Origin of the sequence: Paractinoplanes aksuensis (assembly GCF_024137025.1) — a bacterium.
GTDB lineage: Bacteria > Actinomycetota > Actinomycetes > Mycobacteriales > Micromonosporaceae > Actinoplanes > Actinoplanes aksuensis.
On the sequence record NZ_JAMYJR010000055.1, the window covers coordinates 1 to 17,216 of the forward strand.

Annotated in this window: 12 protein-coding genes; 6 read left to right on the plus strand and 6 right to left on the minus strand. The window is 71.3% G+C overall.

The window, feature by feature from the left end:
• Window positions 1–464: 464 nt before the first annotated feature.
• On the minus strand, window positions 465–1,133 hold the full coding sequence (locus M1L60_RS42060; protein ID WP_253243200.1) for a hypothetical protein: 669 nt from the start codon (window positions 1,131–1,133) through the stop codon (window positions 465–467).
• Window positions 1,134–1,201: 68 nt separating this feature from the next.
• Between M1L60_RS42060 and M1L60_RS42065 the strand changes: the two genes are divergently transcribed.
• From M1L60_RS42065 to M1L60_RS42075, 3 genes are read left to right on the plus strand one after another with little or no spacing between them, the layout of a single operon-like run.
• Window positions 1,202–3,829 carry a valine--tRNA ligase gene (locus M1L60_RS42065; RefSeq protein ID WP_253243201.1) on the plus strand — a complete coding sequence of 876 codons (2,628 nt, stop codon included), beginning with the start codon at window positions 1,202–1,204 and terminating at the stop codon, window positions 3,827–3,829.
• Window positions 3,826–5,151 (plus strand): bifunctional folylpolyglutamate synthase/dihydrofolate synthase, encoded by a 1,326-nt coding sequence (locus M1L60_RS42070; RefSeq protein WP_253243202.1) that lies wholly within the window; start codon window positions 3,826–3,828, stop codon window positions 5,149–5,151. The genes M1L60_RS42065 and M1L60_RS42070 overlap by 4 nt, the downstream gene beginning before the upstream one ends.
• Window positions 5,148–5,519: a DUF4233 domain-containing protein gene (locus M1L60_RS42075; RefSeq protein WP_253243203.1), complete on the plus strand. Its 372-nt coding sequence runs from the start codon at window positions 5,148–5,150 to the stop codon at window positions 5,517–5,519. Before M1L60_RS42070 ends, M1L60_RS42075 begins: the two co-directional genes overlap by 4 nt.
• An 89-nt stretch (window positions 5,520–5,608) precedes the next feature.
• Here the strand turns inward: M1L60_RS42075 and M1L60_RS42080 are convergent, their stop codons facing one another.
• Complete coding sequence (locus M1L60_RS42080; protein WP_253243204.1) at window positions 5,609–8,215, minus strand: VOC family protein; 2,607 nt, start codon at window positions 8,213–8,215, stop codon at window positions 5,609–5,611.
• Window positions 8,216–8,356: 141 nt separating this feature from the next.
• Between M1L60_RS42080 and ndk the strand changes: the two genes are divergently transcribed.
• Complete coding sequence (gene ndk / locus M1L60_RS42085; RefSeq protein WP_253243205.1) at window positions 8,357–8,773, plus strand: nucleoside-diphosphate kinase; 417 nt, start codon at window positions 8,357–8,359, stop codon at window positions 8,771–8,773.
• 1 nt (window position 8,774) lies between these two features.
• Here ndk and M1L60_RS42090 read toward each other — a convergent pair whose 3' ends face one another.
• The 4 genes from M1L60_RS42090 to M1L60_RS48125 form a co-directional block, all read right to left on the minus strand.
• A complete protein-coding gene (locus M1L60_RS42090; RefSeq protein ID WP_253243206.1) occupies window positions 8,775–9,560 on the minus strand; it encodes an ABC transporter permease in 786 nt (261 codons plus the stop codon).
• A 92-nt stretch (window positions 9,561–9,652) separates the two neighbouring features.
• A complete protein-coding gene (locus tag M1L60_RS42095) occupies window positions 9,653–10,423 on the minus strand; it encodes an ABC transporter permease (protein ID WP_253243207.1) in 771 nt (256 codons plus the stop codon).
• Entirely contained in the window at window positions 10,420–11,400 is a 981-nt protein-coding gene (locus M1L60_RS42100) for an ABC transporter ATP-binding protein (RefSeq protein ID WP_253243208.1), read from the minus strand. The genes M1L60_RS42095 and M1L60_RS42100 overlap by 4 nt, the downstream gene beginning before the upstream one ends.
• A gap of 29 nt (window positions 11,401–11,429) precedes the next feature.
• Complete coding sequence (locus M1L60_RS48125) at window positions 11,430–12,443, minus strand: ArsR/SmtB family transcription factor (protein WP_253243209.1); 1,014 nt, start codon at window positions 12,441–12,443, stop codon at window positions 11,430–11,432.
• Window positions 12,444–12,536: 93 nt separating this feature from the next.
• Between M1L60_RS48125 and M1L60_RS42110 the strand changes: the two genes are divergently transcribed.
• Together M1L60_RS42110 and ileS are read left to right on the plus strand one after the other, a co-directional pair.
• Window positions 12,537–14,021, plus strand: coding sequence for an alkaline phosphatase D family protein (locus tag M1L60_RS42110; protein WP_253243210.1), 1,485 nt, complete (start codon window positions 12,537–12,539; stop codon window positions 14,019–14,021).
• Between the two features lie 72 nt (window positions 14,022–14,093).
• The gene (ileS, locus tag M1L60_RS42115; protein ID WP_253243211.1) at window positions 14,094–17,213 is read left to right on the plus strand and encodes an isoleucine--tRNA ligase; all 3,120 of its coding nucleotides are present in this window, start codon (window positions 14,094–14,096) and stop codon (window positions 17,211–17,213) included.
• Window positions 17,214–17,216: the final 3 nt, after the last annotated feature.

Here is a 17,216-nt window from a genome sequence, read left to right on the forward strand (position 1 = left end):
GACGCCGCCGGACTCAACGTGAACAGTAGGCCCACCCCATGCGGGGTGGGCCTACTGCCGTTTACGCGGCATTTTCAAGGCGGAAAGTCGAAGAGGCGGGGCGCTCGGCCCGCGAATGCGGCGGACCGGCTGACTGCCCTGGAAGTGCCTGCGGAGCCCCACAGCGGGATTCGTAGGGAATGGCTAGGCCGCGAGGTGTGGTGTCGCGGCGGAGCGCACATGTTTCAGCTGGTCGACGAAGTGACCGATCAGATGGTCGGCCAGGACGTCAGCCGGGTAGGCGACGACCAGGGGGTCGGCGCCACTCAGGGAGAGCCGGGCCGGCGTGCGCGTGGTTTCGGAAGAGCGTGGTAGGTCGGCGGTTGAAGGCCCGATGCCGGCCTGTTCGAGCCTTGCGTGGAACAGTAGATACGAGAATGGGCGCCCTTTGGAGGGCGCCCATTTGCGTTCGGGAAATGCGGTGATCAGCGGGATTCGGTGGCGTTGCGGAGGGCCAGCATCAACGGGGCCGCTTCGGCGGGGGTTCGGTTGTTGAACATGGCCAGGGCCAGGCTGCCGTGGTCGGCCCAGCCGCACACGGTGAGGTCGCCGTCGCTCGACTTGGTTATGCCGCACTTCATCGTGCCGTCCAAGGGGCCGGGGTCGACCGTTTTGAGCTCGGTCACCGCGCCTTCGCCGTCGGAGATGAGGTTCATGGCGGCGTCCAGGTCTTTGCCCGGGGTCCATAGCAGGCCGGTGCCGGCCAGGAACAGGACGTTCTTGTCAGGGGCCTCTTGGTACACGGCGCCGTAGGTGCGGTCGAGTTCCACCTCGGCGGCCAGGGCCGTGCGCAGGTAGTCGGCCGTGGAGGCGCCCTCTCGCGAGTAGTCGAGGCTCAGGGGACCCACGCTCGGCTGGATCTCGAGCTCCGCGTGCCGCTGGGCGATTATGCGCCAACTGGTGAACCCCAGCATCGCCACCGCCGCCGTCGCGACCGCCAGCAGAATCGCGATCAACACCCGCCGTACGGGACGCTTGGATTTGGTCTTGGAATCAGCGTCGGTGTCCGGGTCCTCGTCGGAGGAGGCGGGGGGCGGTGTGCCGATGTCAATCGGTTCCCCGAGGTCGATCGGGTTGGGGCCGGGTTCGGGCATTGCAGGAGCGTAGCAACGCGAGGCGATGCGAATTCGGGGTTCCGGCGTGGCATCCGTAGACTTGTCGGGTGACCGAGACGACCCAGCCCCGCACCCCCGACAGCCGGCCCACCGGTGGCCTCTCCGCCCAGTACCAGCCGGGCGAGGTAGAGCAGCGGCGGTACGAGAACTGGGTATCGCAGGGCTACTTCACGGCCGACCCGGCCAGCGACAAGCCCGCGTTCTCGATCGTGATCCCGCCGCCCAACGTGACCGGCTCGCTGCACGTCGGCCACGCGCTCGACCACACCATCCAGGATGCTCTGTCCCGTCTCAAGCGGATGCAGGGTTTCGAGGTGCTGTGGCTGCCGGGCATGGACCACGCGGGCATCGCCACCCAGAACGTCGTCGAGCGCCAGCTCGCCGCCGAGCAGCTGTCCCGCCACGACCTCGGCCGCGAGAAGTTCGTCGAGAAGGTGTGGGAGTGGAAGGCGCAGTCCGGCGGGGCCATCCTCGGGCAGATGCGCCGGCTGGGCGACTCCGTGGACTGGTCGCGCGAGCGGTTCACGATGGACGAGGGCCTGTCCCGGGCCGTCCAGACGATCTTCAAGCGGCTGTACGAGGACGAGCTGATCTACCGGGCCAACCGGATCATCAACTGGTGCCCGCGCTGCCTGACCGCGCTCAGCGACATCGAGGTAGAGCACACCGACGACGAGGGTGAGCTGGTCTCGATCCGCTACGGCGAGGGCGAGAACTCGATCGTCGTCGCCACCACCCGGGCCGAGACGATGCTGGGCGACACCGCCGTGGCCGTCCACCCCGACGACGAGCGCTACCAGCACCTGATCGGCACCGAGATCGAGCTGCCGCTGACCGGGCGGCGCATCCCGATCGTGGCCGACGAGCACGTCGACCCGGCGTTCGGCACCGGCGCGGTCAAGGTGACCCCGGCCCACGACCCCAACGACTTCGAGATCGGCCAGCGGCACGACCTGCCCAGCATCACCATGATGAACGAGCGGGCCGTGGTCACCACGCACGGTCCGTTCGAGGGGCTCGACCGGTACGAGGCCCGGCCGGCCATCGTCGCCGCGCTGCGCGAGCAGGGCCGGATCGTCGCCGAGAAGCGGCCGTACCTGCACTCGGTCGGCCACTGCTCGCGCTGCAAGACGACAGTCGAGCCGCGGCTCTCACTGCAGTGGTTCGTGAAGACCGGCCCCCTGGCCAAGGCGGCCGGTGACGCCGTACGCGATGGTCGTGTCGCCATCGAGCCGGTCGAGCTGTCCAAGCGCTACTTCGCCTGGGTCGACAACATGCATGACTGGTGCATCTCGCGTCAGCTGTGGTGGGGTCACCGCATCCCGGTCTGGTACGGGCCGGACGGCGAGGTCGTCTGCGTCGGTCCCGACGAGGAGCCGCCCGCCGGCTTCACCCAGGACGAGGACGTGCTGGACACCTGGTTCTCGTCGGGGCTGTGGCCCTTCTCGACCATGGGCTGGCCCGACCGTACGCCGGAACTCGAGAAGTTCTATCCGACCAGCGTGCTCGTCACCGGCTACGACATCCTGTTCTTCTGGGTCGCCCGGATGATGATGTTCGGCCTGTACGCGATGGACGGCGTGCAGCCGTTCAACGTGGTCAACCTGCACGGCATGGTCCGCGACGGGCTCGGCAAGAAGATGTCGAAGTCGTTCGGCAACGTCGTCGACCCGCTCGACTGGATCGACCGCTACGGCGCCGACGCCACCCGCTTCACGCTGACCCGCGGGGCCAACCCGGGTTCGGACGTGCCGATCAGCGAGGAGTGGTGCCAGGGCTCCCGCAACTTCTGCAACAAGCTCTGGAACGCCACCCGCTTCGCGCTGATGAACGGCGCGACCGTCGAGGGCGACCTGCCGCCGGTCGAGGATCTGTCGGCGATCGACAAGTGGATCCTCTCCCGCCTGCAGCACGTGATCGGCGAGGTCGACGAGCAGTTCAAGGCCTATGAGTACGCCAAGGTCTGCGACACGCTCTACCACTTCGCCTGGGACGACGTCTGCGACTGGTACCTGGAGCTGTCGAAGCCGGTCCTGGCCGGCGACAACAGCGGCCCCTCGAAGAGGGTGCTCGGCCACGTGCTCGACCAGCTGCTGCGCCTGCTGCACCCGGTGATCCCGTTCGTCACCGAAGAGCTGTGGGTCGCGCTGACCGGCGGCGAGACGCTGGTCCGGGCGGCCTGGCCGGCGGCCGACAAGGGGCTGATCGACGACGCCGCCGAGGAAGAGCTGGCCGCCCTGCAAAAGGTGGTCACCGAGGTGCGGCGGTTCCGGTCCGACCAGGGCCTCAAGCCGAGCCAGCGGGTGTCGGCGGCGCTCACCGGCCTGGGCAACGTCGGCATCGACACGCACGAGCCGCTGATCCGCTCGCTGGCCCGGCTCGACGCGCCCGGCGCCGACTTCACGGCCACGGCGACGCTGGCCGTGTCCGGGGCGATCACGGTCGACCTCGACACCCGCGGCACGATCGACGTCGCGGCCGAGCGGGCCCGGCTCGAGAAGGACCGCGCGGCGGCCGAGAAAGAGGCGGCGCAGTGCCGGGCCAAGCTCGGCAACGAGTCGTTCATCGGCAAGGCGCCCGAACAGGTCGTCACCAAGATCAAAGACCGGCTCGCGACCGCCGAGGCGGATCTCACGCGAATTGCCACGGCCCTGGAAGCGTTGCCATCAGCATGAGCACTTATGAAGAGGTTGTCACCGCGCTCGACGGGCGCGGTTTCACCCGCATGGCGTTCGACATGCAGAAGATCCGCGACCTCATGGACGTGCTCGGCAGCCCGCAGCGTGCCTACCCGGCGATCCACCTGACCGGCACCAACGGCAAGACCAGCACGGCTCGGATGATCGACTCGCTGCTGCGGGCGCACGGCCTGCACACCGGCCGGTACACCAGCCCGCACCTCGAGACGGTCCGCGAGCGGATCAGCCTCGACGGCCAGCCGGTCTCCGAGGAGCAGCTGGCGGCCACCTACGACGAGGTCGCGCCGCTGGCCGAGCTGATCGACGCCCGCAATTCGGAGCCGCTCACCTACTTCGACATGACGACCGCCATGGCGTACGCGGCCTTCGCCGACGCCCCGGTCGACATCGCCGTCGTCGAGGTGGGTCTGGGCGGCGAGGAGGACGCGACCAACGTCATCGACGCCGGCATCGCGGTGATGACCCCGATCGGGCTCGACCACACCGAGTGGCTGGGCGACACGATCGAGGACATCGCCTGGGCCAAGGCCGGCATCATCCACAAGGGCGCCACGGTGATCTCGGCACTGCAGACCGAGGAGGCCATGCGGCCGATCCTCGAGCGCTGCGCCGAGATGGGCGCGACCCTGGCCCGGGAGGGCAGCGAGTTCGGGGTGGTCGAGCGGACCCAGGCCGTCGGCGGCCAGGTGCTGCGGCTGCAGGGGCTCGGCGGGGTGTACGACGAGGTGTTCCTGCCGCTCTTCGGGGCGCACCAGGCCCAGAACGCGGCGCTCGCGCTCGCGGCCGTCGAAGCGTTCCTCGGCGCGGGCACGGACCGAATGCTCGAGATCGACCTCGTACGTGAAGGGTTTGCGCAGGTCGATTCGCCGGGCCGGCTGGAAAGGGTGCGCAGCGCCCCGGCCATTCTGCTCGACGGCGCCCACAATCCGCACGGCATGGCGGCCACGGTGGCCGCGCTCGAGGAAGAGTTCGCGTTCCGGCACCTGGTCGCGGTGGTGGCCGTGCTCGGCGACAAGGACGTGTCCGGGCTGCTCGACCTGCTCGAGCCGGTGGCGGCCCGGATCGTGGTCACGCAGAACAGCTCGCCGCGCTCGATGCCGGTGGAAGAGCTGGCCCAGCTGGCGACGGACATCTTCGGCGAGGACAGGGTGACGGTCACCCACAACATGCCGGACGCGATCGAGGAGGCCGTGGTGATCGCCGAGGAGGACGCGTCCGGCGAGCTCAGCGGCGTCGGCGTGATCATCACGGGGTCGGTCGTCACGGTGGCCGACGCGCGGAAGCTGCTGAAGCGATGACCGAGCCCGAACCGGGCGAACCGGCACCCCCACGGTCCGGGCTCCGCAATCCGCAGGCGGCCGTGCGCGGGCTGGGGGCGGGTGCGCTGGTTCTCGAGGCCATCGTTCTGCTGCTCGCCATCCAGCCCATTCGGATCATGGGCGGCGACCTCAGCGGGTGGGGCGTCGCGTCGGTGATCGCGCTGGCGGTCGTGGCGATCGCGCTGTCCGGGATGATGCGCCGCGCCTGGGCCTGGAACGCGGGCACCGCTGTGCAGGTGCTGCTGCTGGCCAGCGGCCTGTTCCACTGGTCGCTGGCCGCCCTCGGCCTGATCTTCGGCGGGGCCTGGGTCTACGCCCTCTACGTGCGGCGCACGATCCTCGGCTAGTCGCCGGCCGACGTCCTCTCCGTGCGGCGCACGATCCTCGGCCAGCCGTCGGCCGACGTCTTTGAAAGGCGCCGGCCGGCGTCATGTGGTCAGCGGATGGCGCGCCACTGGGTGATGGCGATGTTGTGGTCGTCGGGGTCGCGGAACGTGGCCGACCAGAGTTCGAGGCGGTCGCCGCGGTTGACCGGGCGCGGAGGGTGGACGAACTCCACGCCCTTGGTCTGGAGTTCCTGGTAGACGGCTTCGACGTCGCCGACCTCGAGGTTGAGGTAGATCAGGCGGCCGGCTTCGCTGGAGAGGTCGTTGACCGTCCGCAGCACCAGGCGGGTGTCGCCGGAGGCCAGCACGGCGCTCCCTTCGCCACTGTCGATCTCGAAGAAGCCCAGCGTGTCGCGATAGAACGCGGCTGACCGGGCCAGATCGGTGACCAGCACGGTGATGCCGACGCCGTGGATCGCCCCGGCCGGTCCGGGCCGCGCGCTGGGGTACGCGGTGATCACGTCGGCGGTGCCCTCGTCCGGGTCGGACGGGCCCGCGAGGTCGCCCCACGGTCCGCGGTCCTGGGCGGCAGCGGCCGCAGCCGCCTCCGCGAGCGCGGCCGCAGCGGGCGACGGCTTGGCCTGGCCCGGACCGGGCGGGGCCGAAACGCTCGGCCCGGGGGCCGAACTGCCGGCAGGCGGGGCCGCCTGGCTTGAGGCGCTGGTGGGCGCGGCGGGCGGTGGAGTCGCTGGGCTTGAAGCAGCAGCGGCTGGCGGTTCCGGGTGGCGTGCCGCGCTGACTGTTGTCGCGGGCGGCGGGGCCTCGTAGGAAGTGCTCGAGGATGGGTCCGCCGGAGGGTTGGGGGCGTCGGCCGTCGGCGGTGCTGCTTGGGCCGCCGCGGTGGTGGGGCGGGGTGCGGGGGTGGAGGTTTCCTCGTCGATGGGGGCCTGCCGGCGGGGCGGGGGGTCGTTGCGGCCGACCTTCTTGACGGCAGCCGCGGCTGCTGCGACGACGCCGATTGCTCCGGCCAGCAGACCGCCGCTGCCCCCCTTGTCGGAGGGGGCGGCGGCCGCGGCAGTGGCGTCGTGGGCTGCGTTGGACATGAAGCGGGTCGACGGGCGTGCCGGGGGCTCGTCGACCGGCGGTGGAGCGATCAAGTCTTCCCGCCGGGCCTCGGCGGCCATGGGGGCGTCCTCCGGGGCCCGGTCGGGGTCGCCCTCGAGCGGAAGGTCGATCTCGTCGTCCGGGACAGGGCGAGGTGCGGGCGGTGCCTCGGACCGGGCGGCCGCAGGTGGTGGCGAATCGGGTTCGGGCGCGGTCGGCGGTGGGGTCGACGGCGGCGGCGCCGTGGGGAACGAGCCGACCGGTGACGGCGTGGCCGGGGTCGACGTCGCCGTGGGCTCGGGACGCCGGTGCGGCGTCGGCGGCTCGTCGAGCGGGATGTCGGTGTCGAGCGTGTCGTCCGGGTGTGGCTCACGCTGCGAGGGGGCCGGTGGCTCAGCAGTGGCGGTCGCCGCGCCACCCCCAGGGCGGGGCCGGGGTCGAGGGCTGGGTCGCCGACCAACCGCAGCGGCGCCGGCGGCAGCTCCGGCAGCTGCTCCGACCGTCGCGGCCGCGGCCGCTCCGAGCCCGCCGCTTTCAGCGGCCCGCCGCGACTCCTCATCACGCCGCGAGTCGGAGTCGAACGGCGAGTCCGAATCCGCGGAATCACCGGTCCGTGGCGAGCCGGCGGCGTAGGCAGAACCACCGGCGGGCGGCGAGCCTGCCCCATGCGGCGAATCGTCGGCGTAAGGCGAGTCTTCACCGCGGGGCGGGCCGGAGGCGTACGGCGAGTCTTCACCGCGACCTGAGTCGGAGGCGTGCGGCGGGTCCGAGTCGTAGGGGGAGCCGGGGCGGGGTGGGTCGGTGGCGTAGGGCGAGCTCGCCGCCCGCCGGGGCAGTGGTGACGGGCTCTCGTCGTGGTCGACGAACTCGCCCTCGACCACCTTGCCGGCCGGGGTGTCGCGGACGACCACCGGGTTCTCCGAGTACTCCTCGGAGTCGAGGTTGGACGGCCCGGGCGCGCCCCCACCCGCCGGCCCCGGCGGCGGGGCGGGTGGCGGCGGCGAGCTGCCCGGCGGCGGCGGGGGCGGCGGCTCGTCCGGCCCGCGGCCCCACGTGCGGTCGCGGCCCGCCCACGGCGGTGGTTCGACGTCGCCCAGCAGGTCGGCGTCGAGGTCGGCGTCCGGCTCGTCGTCGAAGTCGGTGACGGTCGGGGGCGGCAGGTCGGCGCTCCGGTCGCGCGGGGCCGCCTCGTCCCAGTTGATTTTGACTCGGCGCAGGTCGTCGACGTCGACCGTGATGGGCAGGGTGTCGCCGGGCTCGGGCCACTTGACCAGGGGGATGCGGGACTCGTTGATCTCGATCTCGCGGGTCGGCAGGCCGGGGGCGACGATCACCGCCTGGATGCGGGCCCGGGCGTAGACCGCGGTGGTCATCGGGCGTGGCGTGATCGCCGAGACCTCGGCCGTGCCGGCCACCCAGGCCCGGGCCCCACGGCGTACGACGTTGACGAGGCCGAGGGCAACCGCCAGGCCGAGCAGGGCCACCCCGAAGATGACCACCCCCAGGTTGGACATGCCGAATCCCAGCGCGACCACGAAGACCGCGATCGTGCCCGCGACCGCCGCGACCAGCTTCCGTGCCGGCGCGATCGGACGTCCGGTCTGGTTTGCCAATGTGGACCTCCCGCTCGTACCCGTCAGGTTATTGCCCGGCACATTGTGAGCGAAAGTGCGGTAGTCCCGGCGTTGGCGCTCGGCGCATTCCCGGTACCGATAGGCTGAAACCGAATCCCTCACCTGTCCTGGAGGAACGTCGTGCCCAGCCCCACCGAGCGCTCGCTCGTGCTCGTCAAGCCCGATGCGGTCCGTCGCGGACTTCTCGGCGAGATCCTCTCCCGCTTCGAGCGCAAGGGTCTGGTGATCGAGGCGCTCGAGCTGCGCACGATGGATGCCGCGCTGGCCGACCAGCATTACGCCGACCACGTCGAGAAGGCGTTCTACCCGCCGCTCAAAGAGTTCATGACCTCCGGCCCGCTGGCCGCCCTGGTGCTCTCGGGCGACGAGGTGATCGAGGTGGTCCGCGCGATGATCGGCGCGACCGACGGGCGCAAGGCCGCCGCGGGGACGATTCGCGGCGACCTGTCGCTTTCCAACCGGGAGAACCTGGTGCACGCGTCCGACTCGCCCGAGAGCGCGCAGCGGGAACTCGCCCTCTGGTTCCCCAAGCTCTGATCTAGAGCGCGTCGAGCGAAGCGCGGCGGCGTGACTCGACCTCGAAGATCTTCAGCAGGACCACGGCCGCGGCCGCGTACCCCGCTCCGACCAGCAGTTCCTGGCCGAGGGGGGACGCGGCCGCGGCCAGTCCGTCGCCGGCCGCGATCCGCCGGGCCGCTTCGGCCGCGTGCGTGATGGGCAGCCACTCGCCGACGGCCCGCATCCAGCCGGGCAGGCCGGAGGCCGGCACGTTGACCCCCGTGAGCAGCAGCAACAGGGCGACCGAGACGTTCGAGACCACCCACACGTCGCGGAAGCGCAGCCCCAGCGCGCCCAGCGTCAGCCCGAAGAAGCCGCAGGTGAGCGACCCTGCGGCCATCGCCAGCAGCAGCCCCGGCACAGCGCGGACCGGAACGCGCAGGCCCAGCAGCAGCGCGCCCACGGTGAGGGTGACAACGGCGATCAGAAGACCGTTTCCCGCGTACGGAAGAACTCGCCCCCAAAAGATGGCCGTCCGGCTCCGCGCAGACAGCAACACGTGTCCGAGCGTCCCGAAGCGGCGCTCGTTGGCGACGGCCATCGTGCCGCCGAACACGCAGGCCAGCGAGGCGGTGAGCACGGCGTTGCCGACGATGTAGAACCGGTCGTCGGCCACCTGCAACTGCCGTCCGAGGTAGGCGAAGAACAGCAGTTGGAACAGCGGCCCGACGAGCAGCGTCCCGATGAACATGCCCGGCGTCGTCCAGTTGAACAGGGCACGGTAGGCGATCACGCCCCCGACGGTCATCAGGCGGAGGGTCTTCATGAAGTGGCGCCCTTTCGGCCTGCGAGGCGGTGCGCAGGGAGTGGCCGGCGGCCGGGAGAGCGCCGGCCCGAGGGGGTGGAAGCCGGGCCGGCTCATGCCAGGGCCAGGGTGGCGGCGGCGCGGGCGCGGCGTTCGACGTGGGTCAGGGCCAGCGCGCCGACGGTCAGGCAGAGCAGGCTGATGGCCAGGCAGACGGCGACCGAGGGCCAGACCGGCCCGCCGCTGGTGGCCTCGCGCAGCGCCCGGGCACCCCACGTGGTGGGCAGCACGGCCGCGATCGGGCTGGTCCACGACGGCAGCACGGTGATCGGCACGAGCATGCCCGAGACCAGCCAGACCGGGTACTCGAGGGTGTTGGCCAGCGCGTTGGCGTTGCGCATGAGCACGAACGTCGCCGCCAGCAGCAGGCCGAACAGGCCGAGGGCGACCACACAGACCGCCGCGGCCACGACGAAGGCCACCGGGTGGGCGAAGTCCAACCTGATCCCGTACAGAAAATGGCCCCAGACCAGGGTCGCCAGCAACGCGTAGATGCCGGTGAGCCCGGTGGCGACGGTGATGGGCAGGATCACGAGCACCGGGCGCCGGGGCGCCAGCATGATCATTTCGAGGGTGCCCTGCCAGCGCTGGTTCTGGATGGCGCCGCCCGAGCCGAAGAGCACGGACGACCAGACGCCCATCACCCCGGCGCCGACCGCGGCCTCGAGCAGGCGGTGCTGCTCGCCGCCGGAACGGAACAGGTAGACCGCGAGGGTGGCCTGCACGACCGGCACGACCAGCGCCAGCACGACCTCGAAGGGCGACCGGCTCATCTGCTTGGCGTGCAGCAGGGTGCCGACGGCCAGCATCCGCAGGGTGTTCACGCGGCGGCGCTCACGATCGCCACGTACGCGTCCTCGAGTGTCGGCTCCCGGCTGTCGACCCGGCCCAGGCGGATGCCCGCGAGCTCCCGCAGCACGTCACCCTGCACATCCACGTGGGCGTCGGAGTGGACGGTCAGCAGTTGCAGCGCGCCGCGGGCCTCGACTGCGGTTTCCCGTACGCCCGGAAGGTCGCGCAAGGCCGAGACCGCGCTCTCCGGCACCCCGTACGCCTCGACCTCGACCACCCGCCGGCCGTCGGCCCGCCGCCGCAGCTCGGACGGCGTGCCCAGGGCCTGGATGGTCCCGTCGGCGATCACCGCGATCCGGTCGCACAACTCGTCGGCCTCGGCCATGTAGTGGGTCGTGAGCAGCACCGTCGTGCCCGCCGCGGCCAGGTCGGCGACCGTGCGGCGCAGCTCGCGGGCGGCCACCGGGTCGACCCCGATCGACGGCTCGTCGAGGAACAGCACGTCCGGCGCGTGCAGCAGCCCGCGGGCGATGTGCAGGCGCTGCCGCATGCCGCGCGAGTAGCCCTCGACCCGTTCGCGCTCGCGCCCGGCCAGGCCGACCAGGTCGAGCAGCTCGGCGATGCGCCGCTTCTGCTCGCGCGGCGGCACCCCGTACAGCTCGGCGAAGTACCGCAGGTTGTCCAGGCCGGACAGCCGGTCGTAGAGCCCGCGGTCGCCGCCGAAGACGTAGCCGATCCGCCGGCGTACGGCCCGGGTCTCGCGCTCGACGTCGTGGCCGCACACGCGGGCCGTGCCGGAGGTGGGGATCAGCAGCGTGTTCAGCAGTTTGATGGTGGTGGTCTTGCCGGCGCCGTTCGGTCCGAGCAGGCCGAACAGCTCGCCGCGGCCGACCGTGAAGCTGACCCCGCGGACCGCCTCGACCTCGGTGCGCTTCGGCTTGAGCCAGCCCGTGCGGGCCCGGTAGGTGCGGCGCAGATCGTTCGCCTCGATGGCGTAGGTGCTCCCCATGGCCGCCAACGGTAGGGAGCGGCGCCCGGCTACGAAACGAATTCGGTGCGGGCCGAATCCTCACCGATGAGCGTGACCAGAGCCGTGCCCGCGGGCTCCAGGCCGTAGAGAACGCGGCGTCCGGCCCGTCGCCGGTGGACGACCCCGGCCGCGAGCAGGCCGGCCAGATGTTCCGAGACGGTGCTGGGGGCGAGGCCCAGGGCCGTGGACAGTCCGGTCGTGGTGGCCGGCACGGTCAGCGCGCGCAGCACGGCGGCCCGGCCCCGGCCGACCAGGATGGCCAGGCGGTCGTCGGCGGCGGGCGGCGCCGGGGTGTCGGCCAGCACGGCCGAGCCCCGCGCCTGGTAGGTGACCATGACCAGGTCGGGCTGGTCGCCCGAGCACAGCAGCGCGCCCCGCGAGAAGATCAGCGGGACGAGCAGCAGCCGCTGATTGACCGCGACGAACGACTGCTCGAGCGGCTTGACCAGGGTGAGCACGGGTCGTTCCCAGCGGATCCGGTCGTGCAGCCGGGCCAGCAGCGCGTCCGGCCCGTCGGCGGCCAGGGCCCGGGCCCGCAGCAGCACCTCTTCGTCGAGCGCGGCCCGCATGGCCGGCCAGAAGGGCGCGATGGCCGCGTCCCAGTACGCCTGCACCCCCTCGGCGAGCCGGTCGAGGGCGCCCTGGCGGTCGTCGCGGAAGGGCCGCATCGACTCGGGCAGCGAGCCGTCCGGGTAGTGCTTGGCGAACTCGGCCGCGATGACCTCGGGCGGCGTCGCCCGCAGCTGGTCGAGCTGCTCGGCCAGCGTGGGCACGGAACTCTCGGGGGGCGGACCGAGGAAGTCGGGCGAGACCGACGGCAGGTTCAGATAGAGCGAGACCGGGCCGGTGGCGGGGTCGGTGCGCAGGATCTCGCGGGTGCGGCGGGCCCACCCGTCATAGGGCCACGGCACCTCACCCAGGTTGCGCTGCAGCAGGAAACAACTGCACATGACCTCGGCCAACGGGCTGATCGCGATCCGCGTCCGCGACAGCGTCGGTTCATCGATCTCGATCCGGATCACACCCGAATTCTAGGGGCCGGCGGAAACGACTTTCGGGGCCGGAGTTCGCCGGTGCGTCTGTCGCCGGGCCGCGGGTCTAGGATTCGGGCGCGTATGGAGATTTCGCGGCGGGGGCTGTTCGGCCTCGGTGTTGTGGGCGGTGTGGGAATGCTGGCGGGCAGCGCGCCCGCGCTGTCCCGGGCTCGTGACCGGCCCGAGCTGACGCACGGGGTGCAGAGCGGCGACCCGACCGGCGACACGGCCGTGATCTGGAGCCGGGCCGACCGACCGGCCCGGCTCTGGGTGCGGATCGGCGCCCGGGACGTCCGCGGTCCCGTCGTGACCCCGGAGACCGGCTTCACCGGCAAGCTGAGGCTGGGCGGGCTGCCCGCGGGGGAGCGGCTCCACTACCAGGTGCGGGCCGAGAGCCTGGACCGGCCGGGTCTGTTCGGCGCGCCGGTCGACGGGTCGGTGCGGCTGGCCCACGGCGGGGACGTCCGGTTCGTCTGGACGGGTGATGTGGTCGGCCAGGGGTGGGGCATCGATCCGGCGTACGGCGGGCTGAAGCTCTTCGAGTCGATGCGGCGCCGCCGTCCCGACTTCCTGCTGCACAGCGGGGACACGGTCTATGCCGACGAGCCGCTGGCGCCGGTGGTGACGCTGCCCGGCGGCCGGGTGTGGCGGAACCTGGTCACCGACGCGAAGGCCAAGGTCGCCGAGACGCTGCGGGAACACCGGGGGCAGTACGCCTACAACCTGCTCGACGACGTGTACCGGCGGTTCGTGGCCGAGGTGCCGCAGATCAATCAGTGGGACGACCACGAGGTCGCCGACAACTGGTACCCGGGCGAGATCCTCGACGACGACCGGTACGCCGAGAAGCGGGTGGACGTGCTGGCCGCGCGGGCCCGGCAGGCGTACCACGAGTGGGTGCCGACGTCGTCGACAAAGGTCTACCGCAAGCTCTCGTACGGGCCGCTCCTCGATCTTTTCGTTCTCGACATGCGGACGTTCAAGGACGCGAACAGCAGCAACCGGTACGCCGACCTGCGCCGCGGGCTGCTCGGCGCGGCGCAACGGGCCTGGCTGATCGACGGGCTGACCCGCTCCCGGGCGACCTGGAAGGTGATCGCCAACGACACGCCGCTCGGGCTCGTGGTGCCGGACGAGCCGGGGGCGTACGAGGGCGTGGCCCAGCGCGACCACGGCCGGCCCAAGGGCCGCGAGCTCGAGTTCGCCGACGTGTTGCAGAGGGCGCACCGGCACGGGGTGACCGGGATCGTCTTCCTGACCGCGGACGTGCACTACGCCGCGGCCCACCACTACGACCCGGCCCGGGCGGCGATCCAGGACTTCACGCCGTTCTGGGAGTTCGTCGCCGGCCCGGCCCACGCGGGCGCGTTCGGCCCGTTCCCGCTGGACCGCACGTTCGGGCCGCGCGCGGTCTTCGTGCACGCCCCGCCGGTGCCCTTCACCTCGCCCGCCGACGGCTTCCAGCACTTCGGCGAGGTCGAGATCGACGCCGAGACCAAGGCGTTCACCGTGCACCTGCGCGACCGCGACGGCGTGAGCCTGTGGTCGACGACATTGCGGCCATGACGGGCCGGTATCCTCGGCAGTAGGCTTCGGGCTCGTCCTCGCAGTCCGACACGACTGCGAGGAGCACCACCGATGGCCTATCCGCAGCACACCGACGCCACGGGCGTGCCGGCCAGCCCCGACCTGCCCGCCGTCGAGCGCGCGGTGCTCGAGCACTGGACGGCCGACAAGACCTTCGAGGCGTCCGTCGAGCAGCGCCCGGCCGGGGCCGACGGCAGCAACGAGTACGTGTTCTACGACGGCCCGCCGTTCGCCAACGGGCTGCCGCACTACGGCCACCTGTTCACCGGCTATGTGAAAGACCTGGTGCCGCGCTACCAGAGCATGCGCGGCAAGCGGGTCGAGCGCCGGTTCGGCTGGGACACCCACGGGCTGCCGGCCGAGGTCGAGGCCGAGAAGCAGCTGGGGATCACGACCAAGGCGCAGATCGTCGAGCTCGGCATCGACAAGTTCAACGAGGCCTGCCGGACGTCGGTGCTCGCCTACACCAAGGACTGGGAGCGCTACGTCACCCGGCAGGCCCGCTGGGTCGACTTCGCCGACGACTACAAGACCCTCGACCCCAGTTACATGGAGTCGGTCATGTGGGCGTTCAAGACGCTGCATGAGAAGGGGCTGGTCTACGAGGGCTTCCGGGTTCTGGCCTACTGCTTCCGGTGCGAGACGCCGTTGTCGAACACCGAGACCCGGATGGACGACGTCTATCGGGACCGCACCGATCCGGCCCTGACGGTCACGTTCCGGCTGAAGACGGGCGAGGACATCGCGGTGTGGACGACCACGCCGTGGACGCTGCCGTCCAACCTGGCGCTGGCGGTCGGCCCGGAGATCGAATACGCGGTGCTCGAGAAGGATGGCCGCAAGATCATCCTCGGGGCGGGGCGCGTTGCCGCGTACGGGAAAGAGCTTGAAGGTTTTGTGCACGTCGGCACGGTGCGAGGTAGCGAGCTGGCCGGCCGCCGGTACACGCCGATGTTCGACTTCCTGGTCGAGCAGGGCGGCCCGAACGCGTTCCAGGTGCTCGCGGCCGACTACGTCAGCGACGAGGACGGCACCGGCGTCGTCCACCAGGCCCCGGCCTTCGGCGAGGACGACCAGAACGTCTGCAAAGCGGCCGGCATCCCGACCGTGGTCACCGTCGACGAGCACACCCGCTTCACCGCGCTCGTGCCGGACTGGCAGGGCACCCAGGTCTTCGAGGCCAACAAGCCGATCATCGCCCGCCTCAAGGAGGAGCGGAAGGTGCTGCGGCACGAGGGCTACACGCACTCGTACCCGCACTGCTGGCGCTGCGACACCCCGCTGGTCTACAAGGCGGTGTCGTCGTGGTTCGTGGCCGTGACCAGGTTCCGTGACCGCATGGTCGAGCTCAACCAGCAGATCTCGTGGACCCCGGCCCACATCAAGGACGGCTCGTTCGGCAAGTGGCTGGCCAACGCCCGCGACTGGTCGATCTCGCGCAACCGGTTCTGGGGCTCGCCGATCCCGGTCTGGAAGTCGGACGACCCGAACTACCCGCGGGTCGACGTCTACGGCTCCTTCGAGGATCTCGAACGCGACTTCGGGGTCAAGATCGAAGACCTTCATCGGCCGTACGTCGATGAGCTCACCCGGCCGAACCCGGACGACCCGACCGGCCGGTCGACCATGCGGCGCGTGCCCGAGGTGCTCGACTGCTGGTTCGAGTCGGGGTCGATGCCGTTCGCCCAGGTCCACTACCCGTTCGAGAACAAGGACTGGTTCGAGCACCACTACCCGGGCGACTTCATCGTCGAGTACATCGGCCAGACCCGCGGCTGGTTCTACACCATGCACGTGCTGGCCACGGCGCTGTTCGACCGGCCCGCGTTCCGCAACTGCCTGAGCCACGGCATCCTGCTCGGCGAGGACGGGCGCAAGATGTCCAAGTCGCTGCGCAACTACCCGGACGTCTACCAGGTCTTCGACACGCACGGCTCGGACGCGATGCGCTGGATGCTGATGTCGTCGCCGGTGCTGCGGGGCGGGGACATGCCGGTGACCGAGGTCGCGATCCGCGACTCGGTGCGCCAGGTGCTGCTGCCGCTGTGGAACGTCTGGTACTTCTTCAGCCTGTACGCGAACGCGTCCGGTCACGAGGCGCGGCTGCGCACCGACTCCGGGCACCTGCTCGACCGCTACCTCCTGGCCAAGACCGGCGAGCTGGTCACCGACGTCCAGAACCAGATGGACGAGTACGATATCTCGGGCGCGGCGGCCTCGGTCCGGTCCTACCTCGACGCGTTGACCAACTGGTACGTACGCCGTTCGCGCGACCGCTTCTGGCAGGGCGACGCCGACGCGTTCGACACCCTGGCCACGGTGCTCGAGACGCTGTGCCGGGTGGTGGCGCCGCTCGCGCCGCTGACCACCGAGGAGATCTGGCGCGGCCTGACCGGCGGCCGCTCGGTGCACCTGACCGACTGGCCCGAGGCGGCCTCGTTCCCGGCCGACCACGAGCTGGTCGCCTCGATGGACGCGATCCGGGACGTGGCCTCGGCCGCGCTCTCGCTGCGCAAGGCGCGGGCCCTGCGGGTGCGGCTGCCGCTGGCCAAGCTCACCGTGGCCACCACCGACGCGGTGAAGTTGCGGAGCCTGAGCGACCTGGTGGCCGACGAGGTCAACGTCAAGGAGGTCGTCTTCACCGACGACGTCGCCGCCTCGTCCCAGCAGGTGCTCACCGTCGTGCCGCGGGCGCTCGGCCCGCGCGTCGGCAAGCAGGTGCAGCAGGTCATCAAGGCGGTCAAGGCCGGCGAGTGGCAGCTGGTCGACGGCGCCCCGGTGGCCGCGGGCGTCACCCTGCAGGACGGCGAGTACGAGCTCAAGCTGGTCGCGGCCGACGTCGAGAACTCGGCCCCGCTGCCCGGCGGCGCGGGCGTCGTCGTGCTCGACACGGCGGTCACCCCCGAGCTCGCGGCCGAGGGCCTGGCCCGCGACGTGATCCGGGTCGTGCAGCAGGCCCGGCGCGAGGCCGGCCTCGACGTCTCGGACCGGATCACGCTCGTCGTGTCGGCCGCCGGCGCGGTGCGGGACGCGGTCGAGGCGCACCGCGAGTTCGTCGGCGGCGAGACGCTGGCGACCTCGGTGACGCTGGCCGAGGCGGGCGCCGAGGGCTTCGCGGGCGAGGCCGGCGACGGAGATCAGGTAACAGTTCAGGTCGCGAAGACGGTCTGAAAA

Bases quoted from the DNA above. Each gene is read 5' to 3' on its own strand.
- M1L60_RS42060 (WP_253243200.1), bottom strand. From the start codon at position 1,133: ATGCCCGAACCCGGCCCCAACCCGATCGACCTCGGGGAACCGATTGAC.
- M1L60_RS42070 (WP_253243202.1), top strand. From the start codon at position 3,826: ATGAGCACTTATGAAGAGGTTGTCACCGCGCTCGACGGGCGCGGTTTC.
- M1L60_RS42075 (WP_253243203.1), top strand. From the start codon at position 5,148: ATGACCGAGCCCGAACCGGGCGAACCGGCACCCCCACGGTCCGGGCTC.
- M1L60_RS42090 (WP_253243206.1), bottom strand. From the start codon at position 9,560: ATGAAGACCCTCCGCCTGATGACCGTCGGGGGCGTGATCGCCTACCGT.
- M1L60_RS42100 (WP_253243208.1), bottom strand. From the start codon at position 11,400: ATGGGGAGCACCTACGCCATCGAGGCGAACGATCTGCGCCGCACCTAC.
- M1L60_RS42110 (WP_253243210.1), top strand. From the start codon at position 12,537: ATGGAGATTTCGCGGCGGGGGCTGTTCGGCCTCGGTGTTGTGGGCGGT.
- ileS (WP_253243211.1), top strand. From the start codon at position 14,094: ATGGCCTATCCGCAGCACACCGACGCCACGGGCGTGCCGGCCAGCCCC.